A 25,518-nucleotide genomic window follows, 5' to 3' on the forward strand; every position below is an offset into this window, starting at 1 on the left:
CATTAAAAAAGTGTATTTTTAAAACCAATTTTAATTAAGTAAATAATAGATTCTCCATTTTTTAAAACTAAACGCCATGATATTCCAAAAAATAATATCTCAGTTTTTCCCTAACGATACCGAAATTCAGGATTTCATCATAAATAATATTAGAAGTTTAGAAGTGAAAAAAGGCGATGTTATTAGCCGAAATGGAAGTTACAATCGTAATATTTATTTTGTTGAAAATGGTTTATTACGAGCTTTTTATTTAGAAAATGGAAAAGATATTACCACCAATTTTTATCCCGAAGGAAAGCTTGTTGCCAATATCGATACGCTTTTCCAAGAGCAACCAACACGTTTCAATATTGAGGCTTTAGAAAATTCGAGTATTGTGTATTGCGATTACGAAAAACTCGAAATGTTATGTAAAGAATCTTTACCTGCGGCTAATTTTAGTCGTTATATTCTCGGGAATCTCATGGTGCAAATGTCCAACAGAATGACTTCTTTGCAATATATGACAGCGAAAGAAAAATATGAAGATCTAATGCAAGACCACAAAGATATTATTCTTCGTGCACCGCTTGGGACTATCGCAACTTACCTTGGCATTTCGCCAGAAACTTTGAGCAGAATCCGAAGTAGTATTTAATTTTTTTACTTCTTTTTTAAATTGATTCATCATCAGAATTATCGAAACTTTCCGTAAACAACTTTTAAATCTTAGAAAAACTTTATTTTCAGCATACAAATCATTAGCTTTGCGTATCACGAATTTTAGAATTTAAAAATGAAAAAAACAGCATTATACGACAAGCATGTAGCTTTGGGTGCAAAGATGGTTCCGTTCGCAGGATTTGATATGCCTGTACAATATTCTGGCGTTACAGAAGAACATTTCGCTGTGCGCGAGAAAGTTGGACTTTTTGATGTGTCACACATGGGACAATTTTTTGTGGAAGGTCCTCAAGCTAAAGCGCTTTTACAAAAGGTTACAACCAACAATCTTGATACTTTAGAAGACGGAAAAGCGCAATATACTTGTCTTCCTAACGAAACTGGTGGTATTGTTGACGACCTTATTATTTACAAAATGAATGACGAAAAGTACTTCGTTGTGGTTAATGCTTCTAACATCGATAAAGATTGGAATCATATTTCTAAATACAATGCAGAAATTGGTGCGACGATGACTAACGCTTCCGACGATATGTCGTTACTTGCAATCCAAGGTCCAAAAGCTGTTGAAACTTTACAAAAATTGACCGAGGTTAATCTTTCTGAGATTCCTTATTATCACTTTACAGTTGGTACGGTTGCTGGCGTTAACGATGTGATTATTTCTAACACGGGTTACACTGGATCTGGAGGTTTCGAAATTTATTTTAAAAACGATGCTGCCGAAACACTTTGGAATGCGGTTATCGAAGCTGGCGAAGCATTCGGAATTGTGCCTTGTGGATTGGCGTCTAGAGATACTTTAAGACTAGAAAAAGGTTTTTGTCTTTACGGTAACGACATCGACGATACAACTTCTCCCCTAGAAGCTGGTCTTGGTTGGATTACTAAATTTGATAAAGATTTTGTATCAAAAGAAATCTTCGCAAAACAAAAAGAAGAAGGTGTTACTAGAAAATTAGTTGGTTTCGAATTAACGGACAAAGGTGTGCCAAGACACGATTATCCTGTCGTTGACGCTGAGGGTAATGTTATCGGAAAAGTAACTTCTGGTACGCAATCACCAATGAAGAAAATCGGAATTGGACTTGCCTACGTTGACAAATCGCACAATAAAGTTGGTACAGAGATTTTCATCCAAGTGAGAAATAAAAACATTCCTGCAAAAGTTGTGAAAACACCTTTCGTTTAAGAAATAGTTTTTAAAAATATTAAAACCGATTGACACTAATTTGTTAATCGGTTTTTTTTATATATTTAATTAAAATAAAAACTATGAAGAAAATTATTCTCGTCGGCTCTATTTTATTTGCACAACTTTTCTTTTCGCAAGATTATCAGATCACTTATAATTTAAGGTATCGAGAAGACTCTTTGTCAACCAATTATATAAACAAAAATTTTGTTTTACAAGTCGAAAAAGATCAAACCAAATTCATTTTTAAAAGTCTTATAGATGGCAACAAAATTCTAGATGCCAATACACGTATGTTTTACGATTTGCCAATGGAACAAATTGTACAGCATAAAAGGAACGCCGATGATTACACCAATTATGAGGTTATTTTTCAAAACTATTACAGTTATCCGTCATCAAATCCTATAAGTTGGACCATTGAAAAAGATACTAAAACCGAAAATACTTATAAACTTCAAAAAGCGACAAGCAACTTTATTGGGCGTCAATGGGAAGCTTGGTTTATCCCAGACATCCCGATTATGGAAGGACCTTACAAATTCCGTGGACTTCCTGGTTTAATCTATGAAGTTAAAGACAGTAAAGATAATTTCACTTACGAACTTATTGAAGTTAAAAAATTGGATAAAACTTACGATACTTCCAATATTATCGAAACCCATTTCGGCACAAAACCAATTGCAATTACTCGAAAAAAATATGAAGAATTAAAATTGAATGACTACAAAAATCCTTATGCAGATTATAGAAGTATGAGTGCTGGTACTTGGAGCATAAGCCCTAGTGAAGGCCGCGTTATTAATACAATCGCTCAGCTTGATCAATATGCGAAAGAAGTTCAGGAACGGATAAAGCGTCAAAATAATCCTGTAGATTTAGCTACTGCGATTAAATATCCATAAAACAAAAATCCGACTCAGTTTTCTAAGTCGGATTTTTTTATGTTTAAACTAAATTAATGATGTTCTTCTACTTTTGGCTTCTCTGGAAACAATAATGATAAACCAACAGCAATCACCAATATTCCGCCAACAATTCCTAAAGAAACAGGCGATGGAATATGAAGCCAAGGTGCAATAATCATTTTAACACCAATAAAGGCTAAGATAATTGCTAAACCATAAGACAATTTGCTGAACATATAGATGAAATTCGCTAGTAAAAAATACAACGAACGCAGTCCCAAAATCGCAAAAATATTAGAGGTATAAAGGATAAATGGATCATCCGAAATTGCAAAAATCGCAGGGATAGAATCCACTGCAAAAATAACATCTGTGAACTCGATAACCGCGACAACAACTAACAAAGGTGTCGCCATTTTAATACCATTTTCGATGGTGAAAAACTTGTCGCCATCATAGGTTTTAGAAACTTTATAGAATTTTTTAACCAATCGTGCGCCAGCGTTATCCGCGAAATCTTCCGCCGAATCGTCGTCATGATTATGTCCGCCCCAAGATTTAATCCCAGAATACACCAAGAAAAATCCGAAAATAGTCATAACAGCATTTATTTTCACCATATGACCAAACAGCTCAAACTCTGGCAAATACGTCATATTAATGATCTCAACACCTGCAAAAATAAATATCGCACGGAAAATTAAAGCACCAATAATTCCCCAAAATAAAACTTTATGATGAAGATGTTTCGGAACTCTAAAGAAGTTGAAAACCATGATAAATACGAACAAATTGTCGACAGACAAGGCTTTCTCTATCCAATACGCCGCTTGGAATTCTGTAAATTTTTCGATGGCAAGTTTGTGACCACCTGCATCCTGATTGAAAACCCAATAGACAACGCCAGAAAATATCATCGCTAGGGAAATCCAAACGATGGACCACGTCGTTGCTTCTTTGGAAGACACAACATGCGCTTTTTTGTTAAAGATGCCCAAATCGAGCAATAGCATAATAAGTACGACCACTGCAAATCCCCAGATTAATCCGGGATGCAATTCCATTATGCTTTGGTGTGGATGATGCATTGTTTTAAAGAAATTTATTTTTAGCTATATTTTAAGATTACAAAATTAGACATAAATAAGATGCCTAGGTTTAGTTTTTTGAAAATCTTTGAGGTCTTGCAAAAATTATACAATAACAAAAAAACTCTTAGAAAAAATCTAAGAGTTTTATCATGTTTTTTTTTATTCCCACTCGATGGTTGCAGGTGGTTTACTCGAAATATCGTAAGCCACACGGTTAATCCCGCGCACTTCGTTGATAATTCGGCTAGACACCGTATCCAAAAATTCGTAAGGAAGTCTACTCCAAGTTGCCGTCATAAAGTCGATCGTATTCGCTGATCTAACAACTGCTGTATATTCGTAAGTTCTCTCGTCGCCCATGACGCCAACAGATTTTACTGGAAGCAATACAACAAATGCCTGAGAAACTTTTTCGTAAAGATCATTTTTGTAAAGTTCTTCAATAAAAATATCGTCTGCTTCTTGTAAGATTCTTACTTTATCGGCATCTACAGCGCCCAAAACTCGAATTCCTAAACCTGGACCTGGGAAGGGATGACGATACACTAAATGATGCGGAATACCAAGCTCCTCGCCCACTTTTCTAACTTCGTCTTTGAAAAGCTCACGAAGTGGCTCCAACAATTCGAAGTCCATATCTTCTGGAAGTCCACCAACATTATGATGCGATTTGATCACCGCAGAAGGTCCTTTTACAGATTGAGATTCTATAACGTCAGGATAGATTGTACCTTGTGCTAAAAATTTTGCACCTTCTATTTTGTGAGACTCTTCATCGAAAACGGCTATAAACTCGTTACCGATAATTTTTCGTTTTTGTTCTGGATCGTCAACACCAGCCAATTTTGAAAGGAAACGATCAGCAGCATCCACCAACTTGATGTTCATATTAAAATGCTCACCGTAGTTTTCCATTACTTTTTTAGCTTCGTCTTTTCTCAAAAGTCCTGTATCTACAAAAATACAAGTCAACTGATCACCAATTGCTTTTTGGATTAAAACCGCAGCAACAGAAGAATCTACACCACCAGATAAACCAAGAATTACTTTTTGGTCACCAACTTTTTCTTTAATGGCAGCAACAGTCGTATCGATATAACTGGTTAATTTCCAGTTTTTTTCAGCTTTACAGATGTTGAAAACGAAATTCTCCAACATCTTTCCTCCTTCTTCGCTGTGCGAAACTTCTGGATGGAATTGTACGCCGTAAATATTTTTTTCAGGATTTGAAATTCCTGCGATAACGCCAGATTTAGCATTAAGTTCAAAACCTTCAGGTAAAGCCGAAACTTCGTCGAAGTGACTCATCCAAACTACAGAATTTTGAGACACGCCATTAAGCAAAGCATTCTCTTTTACGATTTCTAAATTCGCTTTTCCGTATTCTCCTTTTTGACCTTTGTCAACTTTTCCACCTAAAAGATGCGCCGTTAACTGCATACCATAACAAATCCCAAAAACTGGAATACCTTGCTCGAACAAAGCTTTCTCCACAAGATTTGCGTCTTCTGCATTAACAGAACTTGGTCCTCCAGAAAGGATAATTCCTTTTGGTTGTTTTGCTAAGATGTCTTCTAAAGGTGTGTTGAATGGGATGATTTCTGAATAAACTTCCATCTCGCGAATACGACGTCCAATAAGTTGATTGTATTGCGAACCGAAGTCTAATATGATAATTCCGTTTTGCATAGGTTTTATAATTGTTTTGAAATAATTTTATTTTTAGGTTTTTCTAAACTTTCTCGATTTAACTTGATATTATTTATCAAACTAAAAATTTAGTTTAGCGGTATTTTGTAAACTAGCCCCGATTGCAGTGGAAATCCTTTTTGGATGAAATGGCATAAAGCTTTGGCATCCAAAAAGATTGCAACGAAAAGCGGGATTAGCTCCAAATAAAAAGAGACATTGGTTGCCCAACATCTCTTATTCTGTATTTAGAATTTGCCAATATCGTCTCTGTAAAAGCCGTAGTCGAAGTCAACCGGCACGGCATCTTCGTAGACTTTCTTTCGAGCCTCGTCGTAAGTGTCGCCCGTCGCCACGATGTTAAGCACACGTCCGCCATCCGAAAGGATCTTGTCGCCTTGCATTCTCGCACCAGCGAAAAGTATTTGGCTGTGTTTAACTTTCTCGGTACCACGGATTTCGAAACCTGTTTCGAAGTTCTTCGGATAACCGCCAGAACACATCACAAGACAAACTGCTTTTTGGTTTTTGAACTTTAAGTCAACATTTTTGCCATCGATACAATCTTGGATAACGTCCAACAAGTTGTTCTCCAAAAGTGGTAACAAAACTTGCGTTTCTGGATCGCCCAATCTCATGTTGTATTCTAACAGATAAGTTCCGTTTTTGGTCACCATTAATCCAAAGAAAATAAATCCTTTGAAGCTAAGACCTTCCTTCTTAAGACCTTCCACTGTTGGTGCAAGGATATTTTTTTCGAAGTCAGCTTGGTGCTCAGCCGTATATTCTGGACTTGGCGCCACAGATCCCATACCGCCTGTGTTAGCACCTTTGTCGCCGTTTCCTACTTTTTTGTAATCTTTTGCAGAGATGCAAGGGAACAATTTTTCGCCATTCGAAAATGCGATAATTGACGCTTCGAAACCTTTAAGATGTTCTTCGATTACCACTTGGATACCCGCATCACCAAAGATTCTTTTGATCATGAAATCGTGCAAAGTTGCTTCTGCCTCTTGTTCGTTCTCACAAATTACAACACCTTTACCACCAGCAAGTCCACTTGCTTTGATAACTAAAGGATATTTTTCGTCTTTTACATACTCTACTGCTTCGTTATAAGCATCAAATGTTTTTGCTCTCGCAGTTTTGATGTTATAAGTCTGCATGAATTTTTTAGAAAAAGCTTTTGAACCTTCTAAAGAAGCCGCCTTTTTTGATGGACCAAAAACACATAAGTCAGCTTTTTTGAACTCATCAACAAGACCATCAACAAGAGGCGCCTCTGGCCCTACAATTGTCATGTCTACTTTATGTTGGATAGCAAAATGCTTAAGTTTATCAATATCTTTTTCGTAAATGTTTTCTCCTAATTGCTCTGTTGTAGCGTTACCATGTGCAAAATACATTTTTGTAATACGCTGATCTTCACTAAGTTTTTGTGCAATTGCAGATTCACGACCTCCGTTTCCAACGATAAGTACTCTCATTGTGTTATTTGTTATTTTACTATTATAAATTTATTCTGCCAAAAATAATACTTTTTCGGCAAAAAAGCCTCATAATAATTAAATTACAAGGCTTAAATATTTCTTAAAATTATTGTGGTAAATCCATTGGGACTTCCATTAATAAGACTTCTGTGCCTTTTTGGAATTTTAATTCGACATTGTTGGTATCCCAAATACCAATTGAATCGCGTCTGTCTAATTGTTGCGCATCAACTATTGCGCCACCTTCCAAAACAAAAACATAAAGTCCATTTCCTTCTTTATGGAATTTGTAATCAACCGTTGTATCTTCTGTGAATTTACCCCAATTGAACCAAGCATCTTGGTGAATCCAAACGCCATCATCATCGGCATTAGGAGACAAAATCTGCAATAATTGATTCGGAACTAATTTTTCTTCAAAATTAAGATCATCATAACGCGGCGTAACATCTTGCTTATTAGGAATCACCCAAATTTGTAAAAATTTAACAGCTTCGGTATCGCTACCGTTTTCTTCGCTGTGCATTACACCTGTCCCAGCTGACATCACTTGGATATCGCCTTTTTCAACAACGCCAACACTTCCCATGTTGTCACCATGTTTCAATTTTCCTTCTAATGGAATTGAAATAATCTCCATATCGCGATGCGGATGACGACCAAATCCCATTCCGCCTTCTACGAAGTCATCGTTGATAACACGAAGAACTCCGAAGTTCATACGTTCTGGATTGTAATAATTTGCGAAACTAAATGTATGGCTACTTTTTAACCAACCATGATCGGCGTAACCTCTGCTATCTGCTTTATAAAATATTGTTTTCATAATAATTCTATTTTGTTAGGACAAATTTCTGCAAAAAAATCAGCCTCTGCATTGATGTGTGATAAGAACGATAATTCACGTTTCCGAAACTAAAAAGCTTCTTTAATTTTAGACTTTAAACTTATTTTAAATATCAACATGAATATCAGAACGCAAACCAAGATCAAACCAAAAATAATTGGACTTCCAATAATCTCATTTTGAAATATACCTAAAACATTGGTAACAATGCCCGTACCTGTTTGATTCGCTGCCATCAAAACACCAGAAACCAGAACAGCGAGATTCGGAAATTCGACGGTTGCCCAACCAATGGATCCGGGAAAAATACTTCCCATAAAGAATCCAATTAGAAAGAAACTAACTATTATTACAAGATTGGTATTTACTAAAAGAAACAGTACTAAAGCCAGCGCCAAAACCAAAGGTGAGAAAATAAAAATTTTGGACAAATCTTTTAAAGGTGTAAAAATGCCGAATAACAATCTATTAAGTGCCATTCCCGCCCAGAACAAGGATAATCCCAGTGAAGCTTCTTGACTTGTTAAACCCTTGCTTATTAAAATTGGAATGCCAAAACTCCCAAAGCTACCTTCCAAAAAACCATACATAATAATGATGATGATAAACATCCAAAGTTTGTGTGGAATCTGGATACTGTTTGGTAGTTTGAAAAAGTCGCCTTCTTCAATTTTGGTTAAAGCCAAAGCCAAAATTAGGACAAACATTACAACAGCGATACAACTCGGGATCCAATACCAGTCGCTTAAGTCTTTTAATAAAAACATTAAAAAAGGCGCAACCGAAGTTCCTAAACCAACCAAAAACTGCAACATCAAAATTGCTGATGCTTTATTATTTTGGAAAAAGCTTGCTGCCAATGGATTGAGAACAGTAACACTTGTACCAAATCCGAATCCCATTAAACCAACTAAGCATAGCAAAATTTTGTACAAACTATCCTTTGAAAAATTTTGAAAAACCGAATCTCGAAAACCTAAAAATCCAAGAACGAATGTCACCAAAAGCATTAAAATGAGTCCGCTAATCAGTATCAATTTTGCACCGAATTTATTTGCTAAAAATGGTGCAAACATACAACCCAAAGCAATAAAAATAACCTGTGGCGCAAATAGAAATCCGAATGCAGAAGCTTTTAATGCAAAGTAAGTAGGACTCATCAAAACAGGCGACAAAGCAGGAAACATAACAAAGTTAAGTCCCGTCAAAAAAGCCAAGGCAAAAACAATCCTTATTTTTAATCGGTTATCAGAAATCACTTTAAGACAGAATTTTTAAGATATTCACCAACACGAAGCGCCATCGCGATAATCGTCAAAGCAGGATTAACCGCACCACTCGACACGAAAAATCCACCATCGACGATGTACAAATTATCCAAATCGTGGGCTTTGCAATTGCTATCGACAACAGAAGTCAACGGATCGGTGCCCATTCTGGTTGTTCCGTTTTGGTGCGCTGGCGACGCAATATTCATCCCTTTGCTAAAATAAAATCCTTTGAACAAAAAGCTATCAAACTTTCCAGAAGCTTTAAGAGCCTTTATTAGCTCGTCTTTTAAAAGTTCGTGTCCTTTTTGATTATTTGGTTTATATGTAATTTTAATTTTGCCGTTTTCGACAGTAATGCGATTATTTTCGTCAGGTAAATCTTCAGAAGTTAACCAAAAATCTACTGCATGTTGTGCCATCATTTCGAAAGTAAATCCTGGTGCAGGCACAGGACTGTCGGCCGCAATCTGCTTTTCGTCGGACTTTCCAAGCATTTGGATGTGACCAAGCGGGAATTCGTAGTCTTTAGTTGCACGATAGAAATCATTTATTCCAAAAGTTTTTCCAAACTTAGTAGGATTCGGTTCTGTATAAAGTGCGATTAAAGCGGTATTTTGGTGAAACATATAATTGCGCCCAACCTGATCCGATCGATTGGCTAAACCTCGCGTAAAATGAACATTAGCACTATTCAAAAGTAGCGCGGCAGAATTAACAGCACCAGCAGATAAAATAAATAAATCTGCTTGTAGTTTTTTCTGTTCTCCATTTTGCTCAATCACAACTTCTGAAACTTTAACACCATTTTCATCCGTTAACAATTGAATCACCTTTGCATTGGTTAGCAATTCTACATTCGGATGTTGCAAAGCTTTGGATAAGGCACAAATATGCGCATCAGCTTTTCGTTCTGCCGCATCTGGAAATCCGTCAAATCTATCCAAAGTATAAGGCGCATTCGCTGCAGAATGTGGATTAAAATTAACACCAATCGGCAGTTCAAAAGGATGCAAACCGTAATCTTTTAATTCATCAAAAATCTCTTGAATTCTTGGTTCGTGTGGCAAAGGCATCAATGGATAAGCCTCAGATTCTGGCGGTTCTGTAGGATCGCTTCCGCGCCACCCATGCACCGAGTAAAGCTTTTCTGCTTCTAGGTAATATTTTTGCAGATCATTATATTTGATTGGCCACGCTGGAGAAACACCACCAAAATGTTGGATTTCGTTAAAGTCATCTTCTCTCAAACGGAATAAAGCGGCACCATAAAATTTGGTATTGCCGCCAACATTATAATGCACCCCAGGACGAAACTCTTTGTTATGTTCGTCCAACCAAGTTTCAGTTGTGGTGTATCGATTCTTTACAAAAACTTCTTCGGAATCCCAATTTTCTTTTTCGATGGGGACAAAATCACCTCTTTCGATAACTAAAATTTTCTTCCCCGAATCTGCCAATTTGTAAGCCATTGTTGAACCTCCAGCGCCACTTCCAATAATGATGATGTCGTACATAAAATAATTTTCTAAAACTAATTTAGCTTTTTTCGAAAATCAATAATCAAAATTAACATTAATTATGTTTTATTAAAATGAAATAAAAAAAGTCAACATTACGCTGACTTTTCTTTATTTTTTAGTTTTAAAATTTTTAAAAATGAACTTGCTCTATTTCTTGTTCTATTTCTTTAGGTGTTTCTTTCTCTTCTTTAATTAAGAAAAAAGTTATCAAACCTCCTAAAACCATACACACACCACCAACAACGATGTAATCAACAGCATAATTGTTGAAAAACTTCTTAACAATTGGTCCTCCAAAAAATCCGTTAATAATCTGTGGTAATACAATAAAGAAATTAAAAATCCCCATGTACACGCCCATTTTTCGTTGCGGAATACTTTCTATCAACATGGCGTAAGGCATTGCTAAAATACTGGCCCATGCGAATCCTAAACCTAGCATCGAGATCCAAAGCATCTTGACATCTTGGATGAAATAAAACGAAATTAAACCACAACCTCCTGCCAACAAAGCAATCGCATGCGTATTCTTCTTCCCTATTCTTTTTGCAATGGGTGTTAACAAAAACGCAAACGGAATGGCGAATAAGTTGTACAATCCAAACAAATAACCCGTCGTATCACCAGCGTCATTAAAAGCTTGTGATGATGTATCACTAGGTGAAAGTCCGAAATGATGTGTTGCCAAAGCACTCGTAGTATAAACCCACATCGTAAACAACGCAAACCATGAGAAGAATTGTACAATTCCTAATTTTTTCATTTGGTTTGGAATCTTCGCAAAATCACGGAACATATCAGAAAATTTGGATTTTTCTGGCACAATGTCATCGTTTTCAAAAGAAGCGAATTCTTCTGGCGAATATTCTTTAGTAGAAATAATGGTATAAATAATGGAAATTAACAACACCGCCGCACCAATATAAAATGCGTAGATCACATTATCTGCAACTTGACCTTTTTCCGCAACATTCGAAACGCCTAACTTGGTTAACCAACGTGGCAAATCTGATCCGATAACTGCACCAATCCCAATTAAAATAGTCTGTACCGAGAAGCCAATAGTCGCTTGATGTTTTGGCAACATATCACCAACCAAAGCCCGAAAAGGCTCCATTGCGATATTGACAGAAACGTCCATTATTGCTAGGAAAACAACTGCAAGAAGCAAAACATTGGCTGCGAAAAAAGTTGTCGCAGAAGCCGAATTTGGTAGCAAAACCAAACCAAGAGCACACAAAATTGCGCCTATTAAAAAATAAGGCTTTCGACGTCCCAATGGGCTCCAGGTATTATCGCCCATGTGACCAATAATCGGTTGAACAATAAGTCCCGTGATTGGCGCTACCAACCAGAAAAATGATAATTTATCAACATCGGCACCTAGGTTTTGTAAGATGCGACTGGCATTTCCGTTTTGTAATCCGAACGCCATTTGTATTCCCAAAAATCCCATACTCATGTTGATAATCTGAGCCATGGAGAGATTTGGTTTTATTTTTTTTGCCATTTTTTAAATATTGTTTTAAAATGTACGATGTACTTTAATTGTGTAAGTTTATTTCGCTTTCAATGTCTGAATTAAAACCTCTTCTATCGGCGCTTTAACTTTGATAACCTCGTTAGTAACATCATTCGGAATCGTCATCGACAACACATATTGCTTGACTTTCCACTGTCCTTTTATTTTTTCTAAAACGCCCGAACCACGACAAATCTTCATTTGTGTGTCCAAAACCTCATCAAACCAAGCATAATTACCATCTGCGCTGAAGTATATATTTCGCTTTAAAGATGTGAAATTCCAAGTTTTTTTTGATTCAAAAAAAGGTTTTGCCCAAGCCATAAATTCTTTCTTGTTCCAAACTTCTGTTGCATCTGTCCCAATAAATGTTGATTCTTCTGCGAAACACGCAAAATATTTGTCATAATCAGCTTGCGCCGCAAACAGGTTGAAATCGTCCAGTAACTTGTTGATGTTTTTCTTCTGAACATTTTCATAAAATCCTTTCTTCTGCGCATTGATGCTTTGAAACGAAAACAAACTTAATAGCAAAACGAAATAAAAAATTTTGTGCTTCATAATTGAGTTATTTGGGTTAAACCTCATCGATTTTAAAACTAATTTAATTCTATAATCATTGCGGATTTTCCTTTAATATCAAGGTTTCCTGACAAAGATATTTCGGTATTAGAAAGAATATCTTTCCCTTTTGTAAATTTATCAAGACCTTCAGAAAAGCGTTTTAAATCCAATTTTTGGTCTAGTTTGTTATTGTTTAAAACAACCATAACACGCTTTTTATCATCATAACGGAAATAAACATAGACATTATTTTCTGGAACATAATGTAAGGTTTTCCCTGTGTGAATCACGTTTTGCGTTTTTCTCCAGTTCAGTAGTTTCTTTGTAAAATCAAAGTATTTGCTTTGGTCGGCAGTTCTTCCAGCAGATGTAAACGCATTGTTGGAGTCACCAGCCCAACCACCTGGAAAATCTCTTCGGATATCGCCGTCACCTTTGTTTTTATCACCTTTCATGCCGATTTCGGAGCCGTAATAGATTTGCGGAATTCCGCGGATTGTCATCAGCAAACTCATTGCTAATTGATAATCTTTGAAATCTGGATAAAGCTCATTAAACCTTTGTGTATCGTGGTTTTCAGCAAAAACTAAAATATTATCAATATTGGGATAAAGGAAATCGTTTGTAAAATTATCATAGACTTTTTGCATCCCAGAATCCCAGCCCGATTCTTCTTTGAAAACTTGTCCAATAGCATCGTGCAAAGTAAAATCCATCACTGATGGTAAATGAGAATTGTAGTTCTGAATGGCAGCGATCTTACTATCTTTTTGCCAATACGACATTTGCGCTTGATCATGCATCCAGACCTCACCTACGATATTAAATTTTGGATATTCGTCGGTGATTCTTTTTGTCCATTCTGCAATTCCTTTTTTGTCATTGTAAGAATAAGTATCTACGCGAAGTCCGTCCAATCCTGCATATTCGATCCACCAAATCGCATTCTGAACCATATAATTTAAAACCAAAGGATTACTTTGATTCATGTCTGGCATTGTGGTATCGAACCAGCCATCCATACAATTTTCAGCATCAATTTTCGAAGCATTGGTATCAAACTGAGAGGTCATTCGGTAGTTACTTCTTTTGAAACCGTTTTCCTTCTCGCCTTCCTTCCAATAATGAATCCAATCTTTTGCCGGTAAATCCTTTATCAGCCAATGTTTAGAACCCCAATGATTGGTAACATAATCCATCACCAACTTCATGTCACGTTTGTGAAGTTCGTCACCTAACTTTTTATAATCTTCGTTGGAACCATAACGCGGATCTATTCTGTAATAATCGCTTTGCGCATAACCATGATACGAGGTTTTTGGTTCATTATCTTCCAAAAGTGGCGTGCTCCAAATCGTGGTGATACCAAGCTCATTAAGATAATCTAGATTCTTGATAATGCCAGCAATATCGCCACCATGACGACCGTCTTTATCTTGTCGATTGGCTTTGTCAAAGGTGTCTTTGGTATTATCATTTTTTGGATCACCATTAGCGAAACGGTCTGGCATTAGTAAATAGAATACATCTTTTGAGGAAAATGAATCCCTATTCGCAGAATTAGTTGCTCTATTTTTCAACTCGTAAGTATAAGAATTGATGAGCTTTTTTCCGTTTTTTAAATTGATATTAAATTTCGGAACGTTAATTTCGTTGGTATTAACTGTTACAAAAACGTAATTTGGATTTTCGGTTTTTGTAATTTTTTTGATTTGAACATTGTCAGAAAGTTCGATTTCATTTTTAGCGATGTCTTTTCCGTAAACTAAAATCTGAAGCTCAGGATTCTTCATGCCTTTCCACCAAAAAGCAGGCTCGACCTTCTGTATCTGACCAAAATATAAGGTCGCCACGGAAATGCTAAGTACAGTAAATATTTTTTTCATTTAGTTATTGTTTATGTAGTAGTCACTAGCCCCGATTGTAGCAATTGTTTGAGCTCGTTGTAAAGCTTGGAAAAGCCGAGGCTACAACAGCGAGTGCGGAAAGCGGGAATAGCTCCAAAAAAATTATAAGAATCCGACTTTTACAAATCGGATTTCTTGATTATTTCGAAACAGGCTTAATGCTAATGGCAAAACCGCCACTTCGCACCATGTTCATTTTGATTTTGTCTTTGCTTGTAATAACTTTTTTCGTGATTTTGTAAGCTTGTGGATTATTCACGTAATCGGCATCAGCAGCATCTTCGTAGAAAATAGCTTCGTACTTTTTGTCTTTATCTAAGAATGAAAAATCGAGGTCAAAATTTCGTTTGTTTTCATCTGTAATACCACCAACAAACCAATTGTCTGTCGCTTTTGCTTTACGCGCTGTCACAATAAAATCGCCAGGTTCGGCTCCCAAAATTTTGGAATCGTCCCAATCTGCCGCCACATCTTTGATAAACTGAAAAGCGTCCATGTGTTTTGCGTAATTCTCAGGAAGATCCGCTGCCATCTGCAACGGCGAATACATCACAACATACAACGCCAACTGCTTCACCAAAGTCGTTTTCACAAAACGCGTATCGTTCGGGAAGTAATAATCCAATTTTGTTTGGAAAATCCCCGGCGTATAATCCATCGGACCGCCCATAAATCTTGTAAATGGCAAGATGGTATGATGATCTGGATTGTTACCTCCGAATGCGTCAAACTCGGTTCCGCGAGCGGCTTCTGCGGCAATCCAATTAGGATAAGTTCTTGACAAACCAGTTGGACGAACAGATTCGTGCGAGTTAACCATGATTTTGTAATCGTTAGCTTTCTCCGCAATTCGGCGATAATGGTTGATCATCCATTGGCTGTAATGGTGCTCGCCACGCGGAATAATATTACCAACATAACCTGTCTTTACAGACGGATAATTGTATTTATTCATCAATTGGAAAGCTTTATCTGCCCACAATTCGTAATTGGTCGCTGAACCCGAAGTCTCGTGGTGCATCATCAACTTTATGTTTTTGCTGTGTGCATAATCGTTCAGCATTTTGATATCGAAATCTGGATAAGGGCTCACAAAATCGAAAACAAATTCTTTAGAATGTCCAAACCAATCTTCCCAACCTTCGTTCCAACCTTCGATAAGTAAAGCATCAAAACCGTTAGCAGAAGCGAAATCAATGTATTCTTTAACCTTCGTATTGTTAGCTGCGTGTTTTCCGTTTGGCGTTAAAGTTTTAAAATCTGTTTTTCCAAGATGGACATTATCCGCTGTCGAATATGCCCATTGCGATTTACCAATAATCATCTCCCACCAAACGCCCATGTATTTTGTAGGTTTGATGTAAGACGTGTCTTTATACTTGGTAGGCTCGTTAAGGTTAAACATCATTTTTGAATCTAAAACTTCTTCTGCTTTGTTAGAAACAATTACAGTTCTCCATGGTGTGTTAAAAGGTGTTTGGATATAGCCTTTTGCGCCTTGTCCATCTGGCGTAAGATGTGTTTTAAATTTAAAATTCTTAGCATCAACCTCAAGGTGCGAGGCTGGGTAATCGATAAGTGCTGCTTCGCCAAGGTTAACATAAAGTGGTTGTTTTCCTTCTTTCTTCAACATCAAAGGTGATTGTACGGCATCTTTAACTGGCGTCTGCGATGCATTGCTATCGTAACTTGTTGCCCATTTCGCAGGAATTTCTGACACATTGGAAGTTTGGTATTGGTATTCTTGCGAATCGTAATCGCCCGCAATCCACCAAGCCTTCATATCTGTTGGAAAATCGAAATCCGAATCTTCCTCTTTTACTACAAAATAATTGAGATTCTTCTGTTGCGGAAACTCATATCTAAAGCCTAAACCATCGTTAAATAATCGAAATTTAATAACGATATTTCGGTCTGTTGCTTTTTGGTTAAGGCTTACTGCAAGCTCGTTATAGTTGTTGATGTAGTTTTTCTTTTCGCCAAGAATTGGCTGCCAAGTTTCATTTTTAGAATCTCTTTTGTCTGATACTTTTTCGAAACCGTAGTTAAGATCTTGCGCTTTGTCATTGGCGTTGCTAAGATCTGTATTGAATTTGATATTTGAATCTTTGAAAAGTCTTAAACCTAATTTTGAATCTTCAAGAACTGTTTCTCCTTTATATTTAAGATTATAAAAAGGCACTCCATTTTTGAGACTGAAATTCATTTCGAATTGTCCATCTGGTGACTTTAGCGATTGCGCTGTAAGTCCAGTAAACATCATTGAAAAACATAATATCCCAAAGCTAATTTTCCGCATAATTTTCTTTTTAATTTCTAAAAACTAATAAATATAAAAAAAGTGCTGCGGTAATGCAACACTTTTTTTGGCTTTTATAATGTTGAACTTACTTATTGTTTAACAACTTTGAAAGTTCCACGTTTGATGTTAGCAGTAATCTTGTAAGAAGCACCTCCTCCATCGATTTTAATATTATTGTTATCTCCTTTTGGACCTAAGAAACCTGTGTTACCAGCTTCTGTAATGTTAGCCCACTCTAGATCGCCCCAAGATTTTTGTCCAATAAATTTGAACTCTGAGCCGTCAGGAAGAGATTGTACAACTTCGAAAACGCCTTCCCCAACCTTGGTCATTGGGATTGCATTATCTGCACTCCATCCATTGATAGAACCAACAACATAAAGATTCGACACGTTATAAGTCGGAATTGCCGATGGTGTAACTGTCAACGATTTTTTGGTTGCATCTGCATCAATTACAATTTTGTAAATACCTGTTGCACCATTGAATTTGATATTCTCATCTGGCGAAGCTTCCATGTTGGTTGACCAAGTTTTAAAGTATTTGTAAGCATCCTTGATCCCTGCTGCATCTAGACTGTAATTGGTTGGTCCCCAATCTTGTTGTCCTAAGAATCTGAAATTCTTCCCATTCTCAAGATAAGTATATATCGTTGAAAGGTTTTCAACTTTATTTAACAATTGTGCATCAGCTGCATTCCACCCTGGTGCAGAAGCATCTCCAACAATATAAAAACTTGGGAAAGCAGTCATGTAAGCCGTCACATTAAGATTAATAACATTAGAATAAAGCGCAGTACCTGCTCCTAAAGTCGAAGCTAATCTAACCTCAACATCAGTTGCTACATCAGGCGTAAGACCTGCATCCAACATGATTTTATTAAACTCAGCCACTGTAAATGTTAGTGTTGATGTACCATCTTGAACTTCTACAATTTTAGCACCTGCAAAGTTTCCTCCCTTTTTAGCAAATTGAAGTTGACTTTTTTGAGCCACAGAAACACCATAATCTGGTCTAGCCCAAGTAAAAGTAATAAGCTTATCCGCCTCATGATCTTTTGTCAAAACTACATTTGTCTTGTCAGCTTGCAACTTGGAATCTGAAGGTGTATTAAGAACCGCACGTTCTTCGTCCTTCTCACAAGAAATAACAAGAAGTGCTACGAAACTCGCAATTAATATTTTGAATATATTTTTCATCTTTAATCTATATAAAATTATGATTAGTAACCAGGATTTTGAATCAAATTAGGGTTAGCATTAAGATCACTCGCTGGGATTGGATAAAGATTTCTATAATCTTCAACACCTTTACCATCTTTAACACCGCCTTTGAAAGGCCATAGATAAGATGCAGATGTGAATTTATTAAATCTAATTAAATCCGTTCTTCTTGTTGCTTCCCACGCCAATTCTCTAGCTCTTTCATCCAAAATAAAATCCAAGTTAATGCTTGTTACATTTCCACTTGTATTACCATAAGCTCTTGTACGAAGTGCATTAACATAAGTCAAAGCTTGTGATTGACTACCGCCGCCACCTCTAAGCACTGCTTCAGCATACATCAAATAAGCATCTGCTAATCTAAACAATGGGAAATCTGTATCTACAAAATCACCTGCAGAATCTGATCCTTGCTGACCAGTTTTAGTTACATTTTTAAATTTAATTAAAGGGAAGCCATCCGTAAATGCTGTAACATTATTGATGTCTAAATTTTGACCATCCGTATGGAAAACGCCTCTTTTATCTTGGCTACCGTCTGTTGAAGGGAAAAGATTTACTAAATTTTTAGTAGTTCTAAGTCCACCCCAACCACTGTTGATTCCCAAAGACCCCGGATTCATTGTTCCTCCCGTACCAGCATGAATAATGTAAGTTGTACCTCCGAAAGTACGTGTACGCACACCATCAAAATTAACAGAGAAAATAGTCTCTGTATTCCCAACATTATTATCTGCTAAGAATAACTCACCATAGTTTGGTTTTAAGCTATAGCCAGCACTAATCACTTTTTCAGCATATACTCTTGCATCATTATAACGACCTTGTCCTGTGTATACTTCTGCATTAAGATATAATTTAGCCAATAACATCCAAACTGCAGCTTTATCCGCTCTTCCGTACTCGTTGGTCTTCGGATCTTTTAAAAGACTTTCTAATTCTTTAAGCTCCGACTCTACATAAGTGAAAAGTTGTTTTCTATCTGATCTTGGTGGTGGTTTAATACCTACTTCGTCCTTCTCCGTTGTAAAAGGCCCACTTCCGAACAAATCTAAAGCATGATAATAAGATAATGCTCTCATAAATCTAGCTTCATTTCGGTACAACCTCGCTTCATCCGCGTTAGCTCCAGAGATATTACGTGATGCCAATTTATCATCAGCAGTCTCACGGATAAACTCATTAGCAACTGCAACTTGATAATAAATTCTGTAATAAAGCGCTGTAATAAACTCGTTGTTAGCAGCCCAAGTCATGTTATGCAAATCTGGTAAAGAACCATCGTTCCACGCGATAACAGCTTCGTCCGTCGGTAACTCTTGTAACTGAAAATATTGTCTTAGATAGTTAGATGTACCGCCATCGATACCACTAATATCGGGATTACCGTCACCTCCTTCTTGGCCGGATACAGCCATACCTGCATATATTTTAGCAAGCACACCTTTATAATTAGCGAAGTCACCATATACTGTATTAGATGCAACTTCTGTCTCTGGCATCCTGTCAAGATCCTTCTCACAAGAAATTAAGAAAAGACTTGCAGCAACGCCTATTGTAAATATATTTTTAAATTTCATTTGGTCTTTTAATTAAAATTGAAAGTTAAATCCTACTGAATACACTCTTGGTCTTTGATACAAATTGTTATCAATTCCGTTAAATACTTCTGGATCCAAACCTGAATATTTAGTAATGATAAACGCATTCTGAACAGATCCGAATACACGTAATCTTGATGAATCAGAGATAAAATTCGGGAAGTTATAACCTACATTAATGTTATCCATTCTAAGGAACGATGCATTTTCTACATAGTAATCTGAGAAATACTGTCCTCTGTTAAAGCCTGTTTCTAAATAGTTTTGATGGATATTTTGTAAATAGCTATTATTAGCAATACCTTGTAGGTTACCATATTGTGATGCTACGTTATTATACACGTAGTTACCAATACTTGCTCTCATGGCCAATCCCAAATCCCAATTTTTATATGCTAATCTTGTTGAAAAGCCTAATAATACATCTGGTGCTGGCGATTTGTATTTGTAAAGATCGCTACTATTAATTACCCCATCATTATTTTGGTCAACATATACGCCTTCAATTGGTTTACCATTATTATCATATACTTGTTGATAAACATAGAACATATTAGGCATAAAACCTTGAGACTGAATTTGAATTGTAGATCCAGTACCACCACCAATACCACCAACCATAAGTTGGTTCCCGTTTAGGTTTGTGATTTCAGATTTATAGTGTGTCACATTAAAACTCATATCCCAGTTAAGATTATCAGATTTAATCGCCTTAACATTAATATTCGCTTCAATACCTCTATTTCTCATATCTCCAATATTGGTAAGAATCATGTTGGTAAGGTTAGCACCAGCCGGTACAGTTACAAAACTGATAAGATCTTCTGATTTTTTCTCAAATAAGTCAACAGCACCCGAAATTCTTTCATGTAAAAATCCGAAATCTAAACCAATATTTTTGGTTGTCGTAGTTTCCCATTTAATATTCTTATCATATCCTGCCGGACGATAAGTGTTATAAAACTCATCACCAATCTGGTACATCGCACCACCATTAGAGATAACATATTTTGGAAGATATGGATAATCTCCGTTATTAATTTCTTGCTGACCAGTTTGTCCCCATCCTAATCTCAGCTTCATAGTGGATATTGTATTAGAATCTCTTAAGAATGCTTCTTTATCCATTCTCCAAGCTAATGCAAACGCAGGGAAATAACCAACTCTTGCATCTTTGCTAAATCTAGATGATGCATCACGTCTAACTGAAGCTGTTAATAAATATCTATCATTGAACGTATAATTAAGACGTGCAAAATAAGACAATAATGTATTTTGAGTGAAGAAATCTATACCTGTTAAAGGGTTTTGTGTACCATCGCCATTAAGAGTTGGTGCAAAAGGTTCTGTTCTTTGCCAATCTTGATAAGAGTAACCAGCAGTCACATCTATTAATGACTTAATAGACTCAAAATTTTTGGTATAATTTAGATAAAACTCCAAAAGTTTATTTTTCTTCTCTTGTGTATATCTTCTGTAAGTTCCTTTTTGATAATAAGCCATAGCAGCTGTTGGAAGAACTGTTGTGTTACCATTAGAGTCGCTATAATCTAGACCTAAGTTAAGATTTGCACGCAACTCAGGTAAAAAGTGCATTTTATAATCAAACTGAACATTTCCTAAAACTCGTCTTACATATGATAAATCCCATCTTTGGTTAAGCATCGACATTGGATTTTTTGTACCATTGGTATTAGGCTCATGTGTTGAAGCATTTAACCATTCCCAATAACCACCATAATTAGAATAAGATGAGTCATAAACAGGTTTTGTAGGATCAAATACCACAGCTGCACCAACTACTCCATCTTCTTTAAATCTATTTTCAACGTAAGTACCTTTTAAATTAAAATTAATATCCAAATGTTTATCAAATAATTTCGGATTTAAGTTTAAAGAGGCTGTTGTTCTTTCGATATTATTCGTTCTAATAATACCATCTTGATTTAGGTAACCAATAGACAATCTATATGGGAGACCTTTAATACCACCAGATAATGAAATCGAATTATCAAAACCTACAGCTGTTTGATAGATTTTATCTTGCCAATTGGTATTAGCATTTCCCAATAACGCTTGGTAAGAAGGATCTGCTTTTTGCATCACAACATTACGAAATTGATCTGGTGACAACATATCGATCTCTCCCATTTTTTCATAAACAGAAGTTGTTGTTGTATAATTTGCTTTCAACTTACCAGAAGTTCCTTTTTTTGTTGTAATAATAATAACACCATTAGCTGCTCTTGCACCATAAATCGCAGAAGCCGATGCATCTTTCAAGATGTTAAAGCTTTCGATATCATTGGGGTTGATTAGCGCTAGCGCATTACTAGCTCCGCTTATTCCTTGATTATCAACAGGTACACCATCAATCACGATCAAAGGATCATTAAGAGCTGTTAAAGAAGAACCTCCTCGAATTCTAATAGTAGCACCTGCTCCAGGCGCACCACTATTAGTAGCAATTTGCACACCAGATGCTTTACCTTGGATTAATTGATCCGCAGAGTTAATACTTCCTTCGTTGAAGTCTTTGCTCGAAATTGCAGTAATTGACCCGGTCAAATCTGATTTTTTCTTTGTACCGTAACCAATAACTACAACCTCTTCGATATTCTTAGTTTTAAGACTATCACTTTGTTGGGCATGCAACATACTACCTGCTAATAGGAAGAATGGCGCTACCTTCAAAATAAATTTGTTTTCTTTCACGTATGTATATTTTAAATTAACACTCACTTAACAAATACTTAAGAAAAATTAAGCATGGAAAGTTATAAAAAAAACTATATCCAAAAATAATTCTTCGCTTTTTTTTATAATTCATTAAAATTCCAAACATCACCTGCTTAAAAGCCAATAAAATCAACTTAAAATTACGAAATAATTATTCAATACATAGTATTTTTTAAATCAATAAATGACTTTTATAAACACTTGTTTAACAAAAAAGCATCTTAAAATGACAATTTAACATCAATTACGTTAAAAATTACATCAAAAATAATCTTAGAAAAAGTATCTGTCATCAAAAATTAAATAAGGCGTCTCGAGATGTTCTCCTCTAATAAACCAACAAATTTTCCAAAATCAACCAGCATAAAATGTGATTTTCTATTTTTCTCAAACTAATAATTATTTTGAGAACCTTCATTCTAATATTAAACAAAAAAAATCGACTCGGAATTTTGAAGTCGATTTTTGGTTTAAACAAGATTTTACGTTTTTAATGATCTTCGATAAATCGTGGTTCTGAAGCTTTTTTACCAAAGTATGTCATGATGAGAACGCAGGCTATCAAAAAGTAAAACGAATATTGCCAAGAAATATCCCAATCGTGCAACTTTCCGAAAATCGGAGGCCCACAAGCAGCGACAAGATAACCGATTGATTGGGCTTTTCCAGAAATTTTGATGGTTCCATGCATGGTTTTTGTTCGGAGTGAAAAGAACAAAATCGAAAGACTAAATGCCAATCCGCCCGCAATTCCGATTAGAGTTGCACTAACATAAACCAATTGAGATTTTAGAATTGTGAGCATCAACAAACCGATAAGGAAAAGTCCACCAGTTAAGTAAATTAAACTTTTTTGATTCTTCATTTTTGTTGCCAAAATTGGACTAAAAAGCATTACGGGCAACATCGCCATTTGAAGTACAAAAAGTACCCAACCTGTTTCGGATTTTTGCATTCCGAAATCTACGAGAACCGTTGGTAACAAAGCAACAAGGCAATAATACACCAAAGACTGAAGTCCCATAAAAATACTGATGCTCCAAGCCTGTTTGGATTTAAAAATATTAAATTTTGTTGTGGCAATCGCACTTGTCGCAGTTTGAGCAGTTTTTTTTCCTGTAATTAATTCCGTCGAAACCACGATAAGCGCAAGGATTCCGCCAATAATCCAAATTCCTAAGGAACCTTTCCATTCCATTCCCGTCCATTTTCCAAGGTTGATACTCAAACCCGATGCTAATGCAGCAACCAAACTCATTGCCACAGAAAAAACGCCCGTCATAATTCCGATTTTATTGGGGAAAATATTTTTGATGTAAGCCGGAGTTAGGACATTTCCGATGCAAATTCCCAATCCAAGGATTAGTGAACCGGCAAAAAGCGTTGCCACATTTCCGTAAATTCTGATGTAAAGTCCGACAATCAATATGATAAGCGAAATCAACAAACCTGCACGAATATTGATTTTCGCGGCAGCTTTACTCACCAAAATAGAACACGTTGCAAACACAAAAAGTGGGATCGACGTGAGCAAACTCGCTTCTAAATTATCAAGATGAAAAACATTTTTTATTTCGTCCAAAATCGGACTAACCGCCGTAATGGGCGAACGCAGATTGCTGGAAACCAAAATCACGACCAAGACGCCAAGCCACGCGAGATTTTTATTGGTATTTTCTTTATTCATATTTTTTGTAGGATTAAATATTGAAAGAACTTTTTTATAGTTCAAATTTCTTTTGCAAAATTAATAATGTCGTTTGTATTAAATTTGCCATTAATTATATTTAAAACGACAAAATGAGTTTTAAAAACACAAAAGAAGACCGCGGTCAACATATTGATCATTTGACCACCAATTCTTATGTTTGGTACGAAAGCAATTGGAAGCACGATGACAAGGAAGATTCGCACGATTACTACCAACTGAATTATGTTGAGGAAGGTTATCAGTATTTTCATATTGAGCAGAAAATTTATTTGGTTCCGCAGAATAATGTGATTTGGATTCCTGCCAACAAAAAACATCGGACAACCTCCGATGCGACTACGGTTAATCCGATGTTGATTTTATTTAAGTCGGCTCCCAAAAAGGATTTCTATAACGAAGTTCACGTTTTCGAAGCGCCTGCTGTTTTGCGAGAAATGATGTTTTATGCCTCAAAATGGAATAAAGCAACCAGCGAAAATCCCGAGCAACATCTTTTCCTAAAAGCTTTGTTGGGAAGTTTGCCCAACTTTTGCAACGACGCTTTTGGTTTACAAGTTCCAGTACCAACGGATTCTCGACTGATTCCCGTTTGTCATTACATCAACGCAAATTATCAATACAATGTCAGCGCCGATGATTTAGGCGAAATTGCAAAAATGTCAGCCCGCAACTTGCAAAGAATTTTCAAGCAAGAAACGGGCATAACACTGCAAAAATATATTCAGCTCATCCGAATTGTAAAAAGTATTGAACTTATTGACACCAAACGTTTCACACTAAGTGAAATCGCTTACAAAGTCGGCTACAAAAGTCTTTCCGCATTCAGCAATTCGTATTTTTCGATTATGAAAATAAAGCCGAGTGGGAAAGGTCAGAAAAAGTAAGTCACATTTGGTTGTTAGTTTTTAGTGTTTAGCTGTCGTCAGCTCGATTTCTATGACATATGCAAATTAAAATTATACACAGATTCGTTTTTTATTAAAGCATATATTCTGTGTATAATTTTATTTCTAATTGCGTTGAGTATAGACATCTTGTTTTTTCCTTCCGCAACCTTTCTTTGGAAGTAAATTGCAAGGTCATTTTTTAATCTTATCGAGCTGAGCGCCGCTAAATGCAATACTTTTTTCAGCTCTTTATCCGCCATTGTAGAAACCCTCGGTTTTCGATAAATAGAACTACCCGAACTGTATTCAAATGGTGCAACTCCTGCGTAACAAGCCATTTTTCGGGCAGATTGTATATCTGAAAATCCTTTGGTTTTTATAATCATTA

At 36.1% G+C, this 25,518-nt stretch carries 19 protein-coding genes; 4 read left to right on the forward strand and 15 right to left on the reverse strand.

All coding sequences use genetic code 11. The features are described from left to right. Window positions 1-76: 76 nt before the first annotated feature. The 3 genes from B5X62_RS12855 (at window position 77) to B5X62_RS12865 (ending at window position 2,763) form a co-directional block, all read left to right on the forward strand. Window positions 77-637 carry a Crp/Fnr family transcriptional regulator gene (locus B5X62_RS12855; RefSeq protein WP_079667840.1) on the forward strand — a complete coding sequence of 187 codons (561 nt, stop codon included), beginning with the start codon at window positions 77-79 and terminating at the stop codon, window positions 635-637. Between the two features lie 138 nt (window positions 638-775). Then, complete coding sequence (gene gcvT / locus B5X62_RS12860; protein WP_079667841.1) at window positions 776-1,855, forward strand: glycine cleavage system aminomethyltransferase GcvT; 1,080 nt, start codon at window positions 776-778, stop codon at window positions 1,853-1,855. Window positions 1,856-1,938: 83 nt separating this feature from the next. Continuing rightward, on the forward strand, window positions 1,939-2,763 hold the full coding sequence (locus B5X62_RS12865; protein ID WP_079667842.1) for a GLPGLI family protein: 825 nt from the start codon (window positions 1,939-1,941) through the stop codon (window positions 2,761-2,763). 53 nt (window positions 2,764-2,816) lie between these two features. Here B5X62_RS12865 and B5X62_RS12870 read toward each other — a convergent pair whose 3' ends face one another. The 14 genes from B5X62_RS12870 to B5X62_RS12935 all read right to left on the reverse strand — a co-directional run bounded on the left by B5X62_RS12870 (window position 2,817) and on the right by B5X62_RS12935 (window position 24,219). Then, complete coding sequence (locus tag B5X62_RS12870) at window positions 2,817-3,854, reverse strand: TerC family protein (protein WP_079667843.1); 1,038 nt, start codon at window positions 3,852-3,854, stop codon at window positions 2,817-2,819. A 162-nt stretch (window positions 3,855-4,016) separates the two neighbouring features. Further along, complete coding sequence (gene guaA / locus B5X62_RS12875) at window positions 4,017-5,546, reverse strand: glutamine-hydrolyzing GMP synthase (protein ID WP_079667844.1); 1,530 nt, start codon at window positions 5,544-5,546, stop codon at window positions 4,017-4,019. A 248-nt stretch (window positions 5,547-5,794) separates the two neighbouring features. Continuing rightward, a complete protein-coding gene (gene purD / locus B5X62_RS12880; protein ID WP_079667845.1) occupies window positions 5,795-7,033 on the reverse strand; it encodes a phosphoribosylamine--glycine ligase in 1,239 nt (412 codons plus the stop codon). Between the two features lie 109 nt (window positions 7,034-7,142). After that, window positions 7,143-7,862, reverse strand: coding sequence for a pirin family protein (locus B5X62_RS12885; RefSeq protein ID WP_079667846.1), 720 nt, complete (start codon window positions 7,860-7,862; stop codon window positions 7,143-7,145). A gap of 89 nt (window positions 7,863-7,951) precedes the next feature. Beyond that, window positions 7,952-9,142 carry an MFS transporter gene (locus tag B5X62_RS12890; RefSeq protein ID WP_144038388.1) on the reverse strand — a complete coding sequence of 397 codons (1,191 nt, stop codon included), beginning with the start codon at window positions 9,140-9,142 and terminating at the stop codon, window positions 7,952-7,954. After that, window positions 9,139-10,668: an FAD-dependent oxidoreductase gene (locus B5X62_RS12895; protein ID WP_079667848.1), complete on the reverse strand. Its 1,530-nt coding sequence runs from the start codon at window positions 10,666-10,668 to the stop codon at window positions 9,139-9,141. Before B5X62_RS12895 ends, B5X62_RS12890 begins: the two co-directional genes overlap by 4 nt. Window positions 10,669-10,804: 136 nt before the next feature. Beyond that, window positions 10,805-12,184, reverse strand: a complete 1,380-nt coding sequence (locus tag B5X62_RS12900; protein ID WP_079667849.1) for an MFS transporter — start codon at window positions 12,182-12,184, stop codon at window positions 10,805-10,807. Between the two features lie 48 nt (window positions 12,185-12,232). Continuing rightward, window positions 12,233-12,757, reverse strand: a complete 525-nt coding sequence (locus tag B5X62_RS12905; protein WP_079667850.1) for a nuclear transport factor 2 family protein — start codon at window positions 12,755-12,757, stop codon at window positions 12,233-12,235. 38 nt (window positions 12,758-12,795) lie between these two features. After that, window positions 12,796-14,646: a glycoside hydrolase family 13 protein gene (locus tag B5X62_RS12910; protein ID WP_079667851.1), complete on the reverse strand. Its 1,851-nt coding sequence runs from the start codon at window positions 14,644-14,646 to the stop codon at window positions 12,796-12,798. Between the two features lie 160 nt (window positions 14,647-14,806). Next, window positions 14,807-16,966, reverse strand: a complete 2,160-nt coding sequence (locus B5X62_RS12915) for a glycoside hydrolase family 97 protein (protein WP_079667852.1) — start codon at window positions 16,964-16,966, stop codon at window positions 14,807-14,809. A 92-nt stretch (window positions 16,967-17,058) separates the two neighbouring features. After that, complete coding sequence (locus tag B5X62_RS12920) at window positions 17,059-18,168, reverse strand: SusE domain-containing protein (protein ID WP_079667853.1); 1,110 nt, start codon at window positions 18,166-18,168, stop codon at window positions 17,059-17,061. A 23-nt stretch (window positions 18,169-18,191) separates the two neighbouring features. Then, complete coding sequence (locus B5X62_RS12925; RefSeq protein WP_079667854.1) at window positions 18,192-19,772, reverse strand: RagB/SusD family nutrient uptake outer membrane protein; 1,581 nt, start codon at window positions 19,770-19,772, stop codon at window positions 18,192-18,194. Between the two features lie 12 nt (window positions 19,773-19,784). Further along, window positions 19,785-22,451 (reverse strand): SusC/RagA family TonB-linked outer membrane protein, encoded by a 2,667-nt coding sequence (locus tag B5X62_RS12930; protein WP_079667863.1) that lies wholly within the window; start codon window positions 22,449-22,451, stop codon window positions 19,785-19,787. A gap of 571 nt (window positions 22,452-23,022) precedes the next feature. Beyond that, a complete protein-coding gene (locus tag B5X62_RS12935) occupies window positions 23,023-24,219 on the reverse strand; it encodes a CynX/NimT family MFS transporter (protein ID WP_079667864.1) in 1,197 nt (398 codons plus the stop codon). Between the two features lie 113 nt (window positions 24,220-24,332). Between B5X62_RS12935 and B5X62_RS12940 the strand changes: the two genes are divergently transcribed. After that, window positions 24,333-25,127: an AraC family transcriptional regulator gene (locus tag B5X62_RS12940; RefSeq protein WP_079667855.1), complete on the forward strand. Its 795-nt coding sequence runs from the start codon at window positions 24,333-24,335 to the stop codon at window positions 25,125-25,127. A 50-nt stretch (window positions 25,128-25,177) separates the two neighbouring features. Here the strand turns inward: B5X62_RS12940 and B5X62_RS12945 are convergent. Continuing rightward, the coding region (locus B5X62_RS12945) for a transposase (RefSeq protein WP_079667856.1) at window positions 25,178-25,518 on the reverse strand (341 nt) is incomplete at its 5' end.

Source organism: Soonwooa buanensis (genome assembly GCF_900167905.1).
Lineage (GTDB): Bacteria > Bacteroidota > Bacteroidia > Flavobacteriales > Weeksellaceae > Soonwooa > Soonwooa buanensis.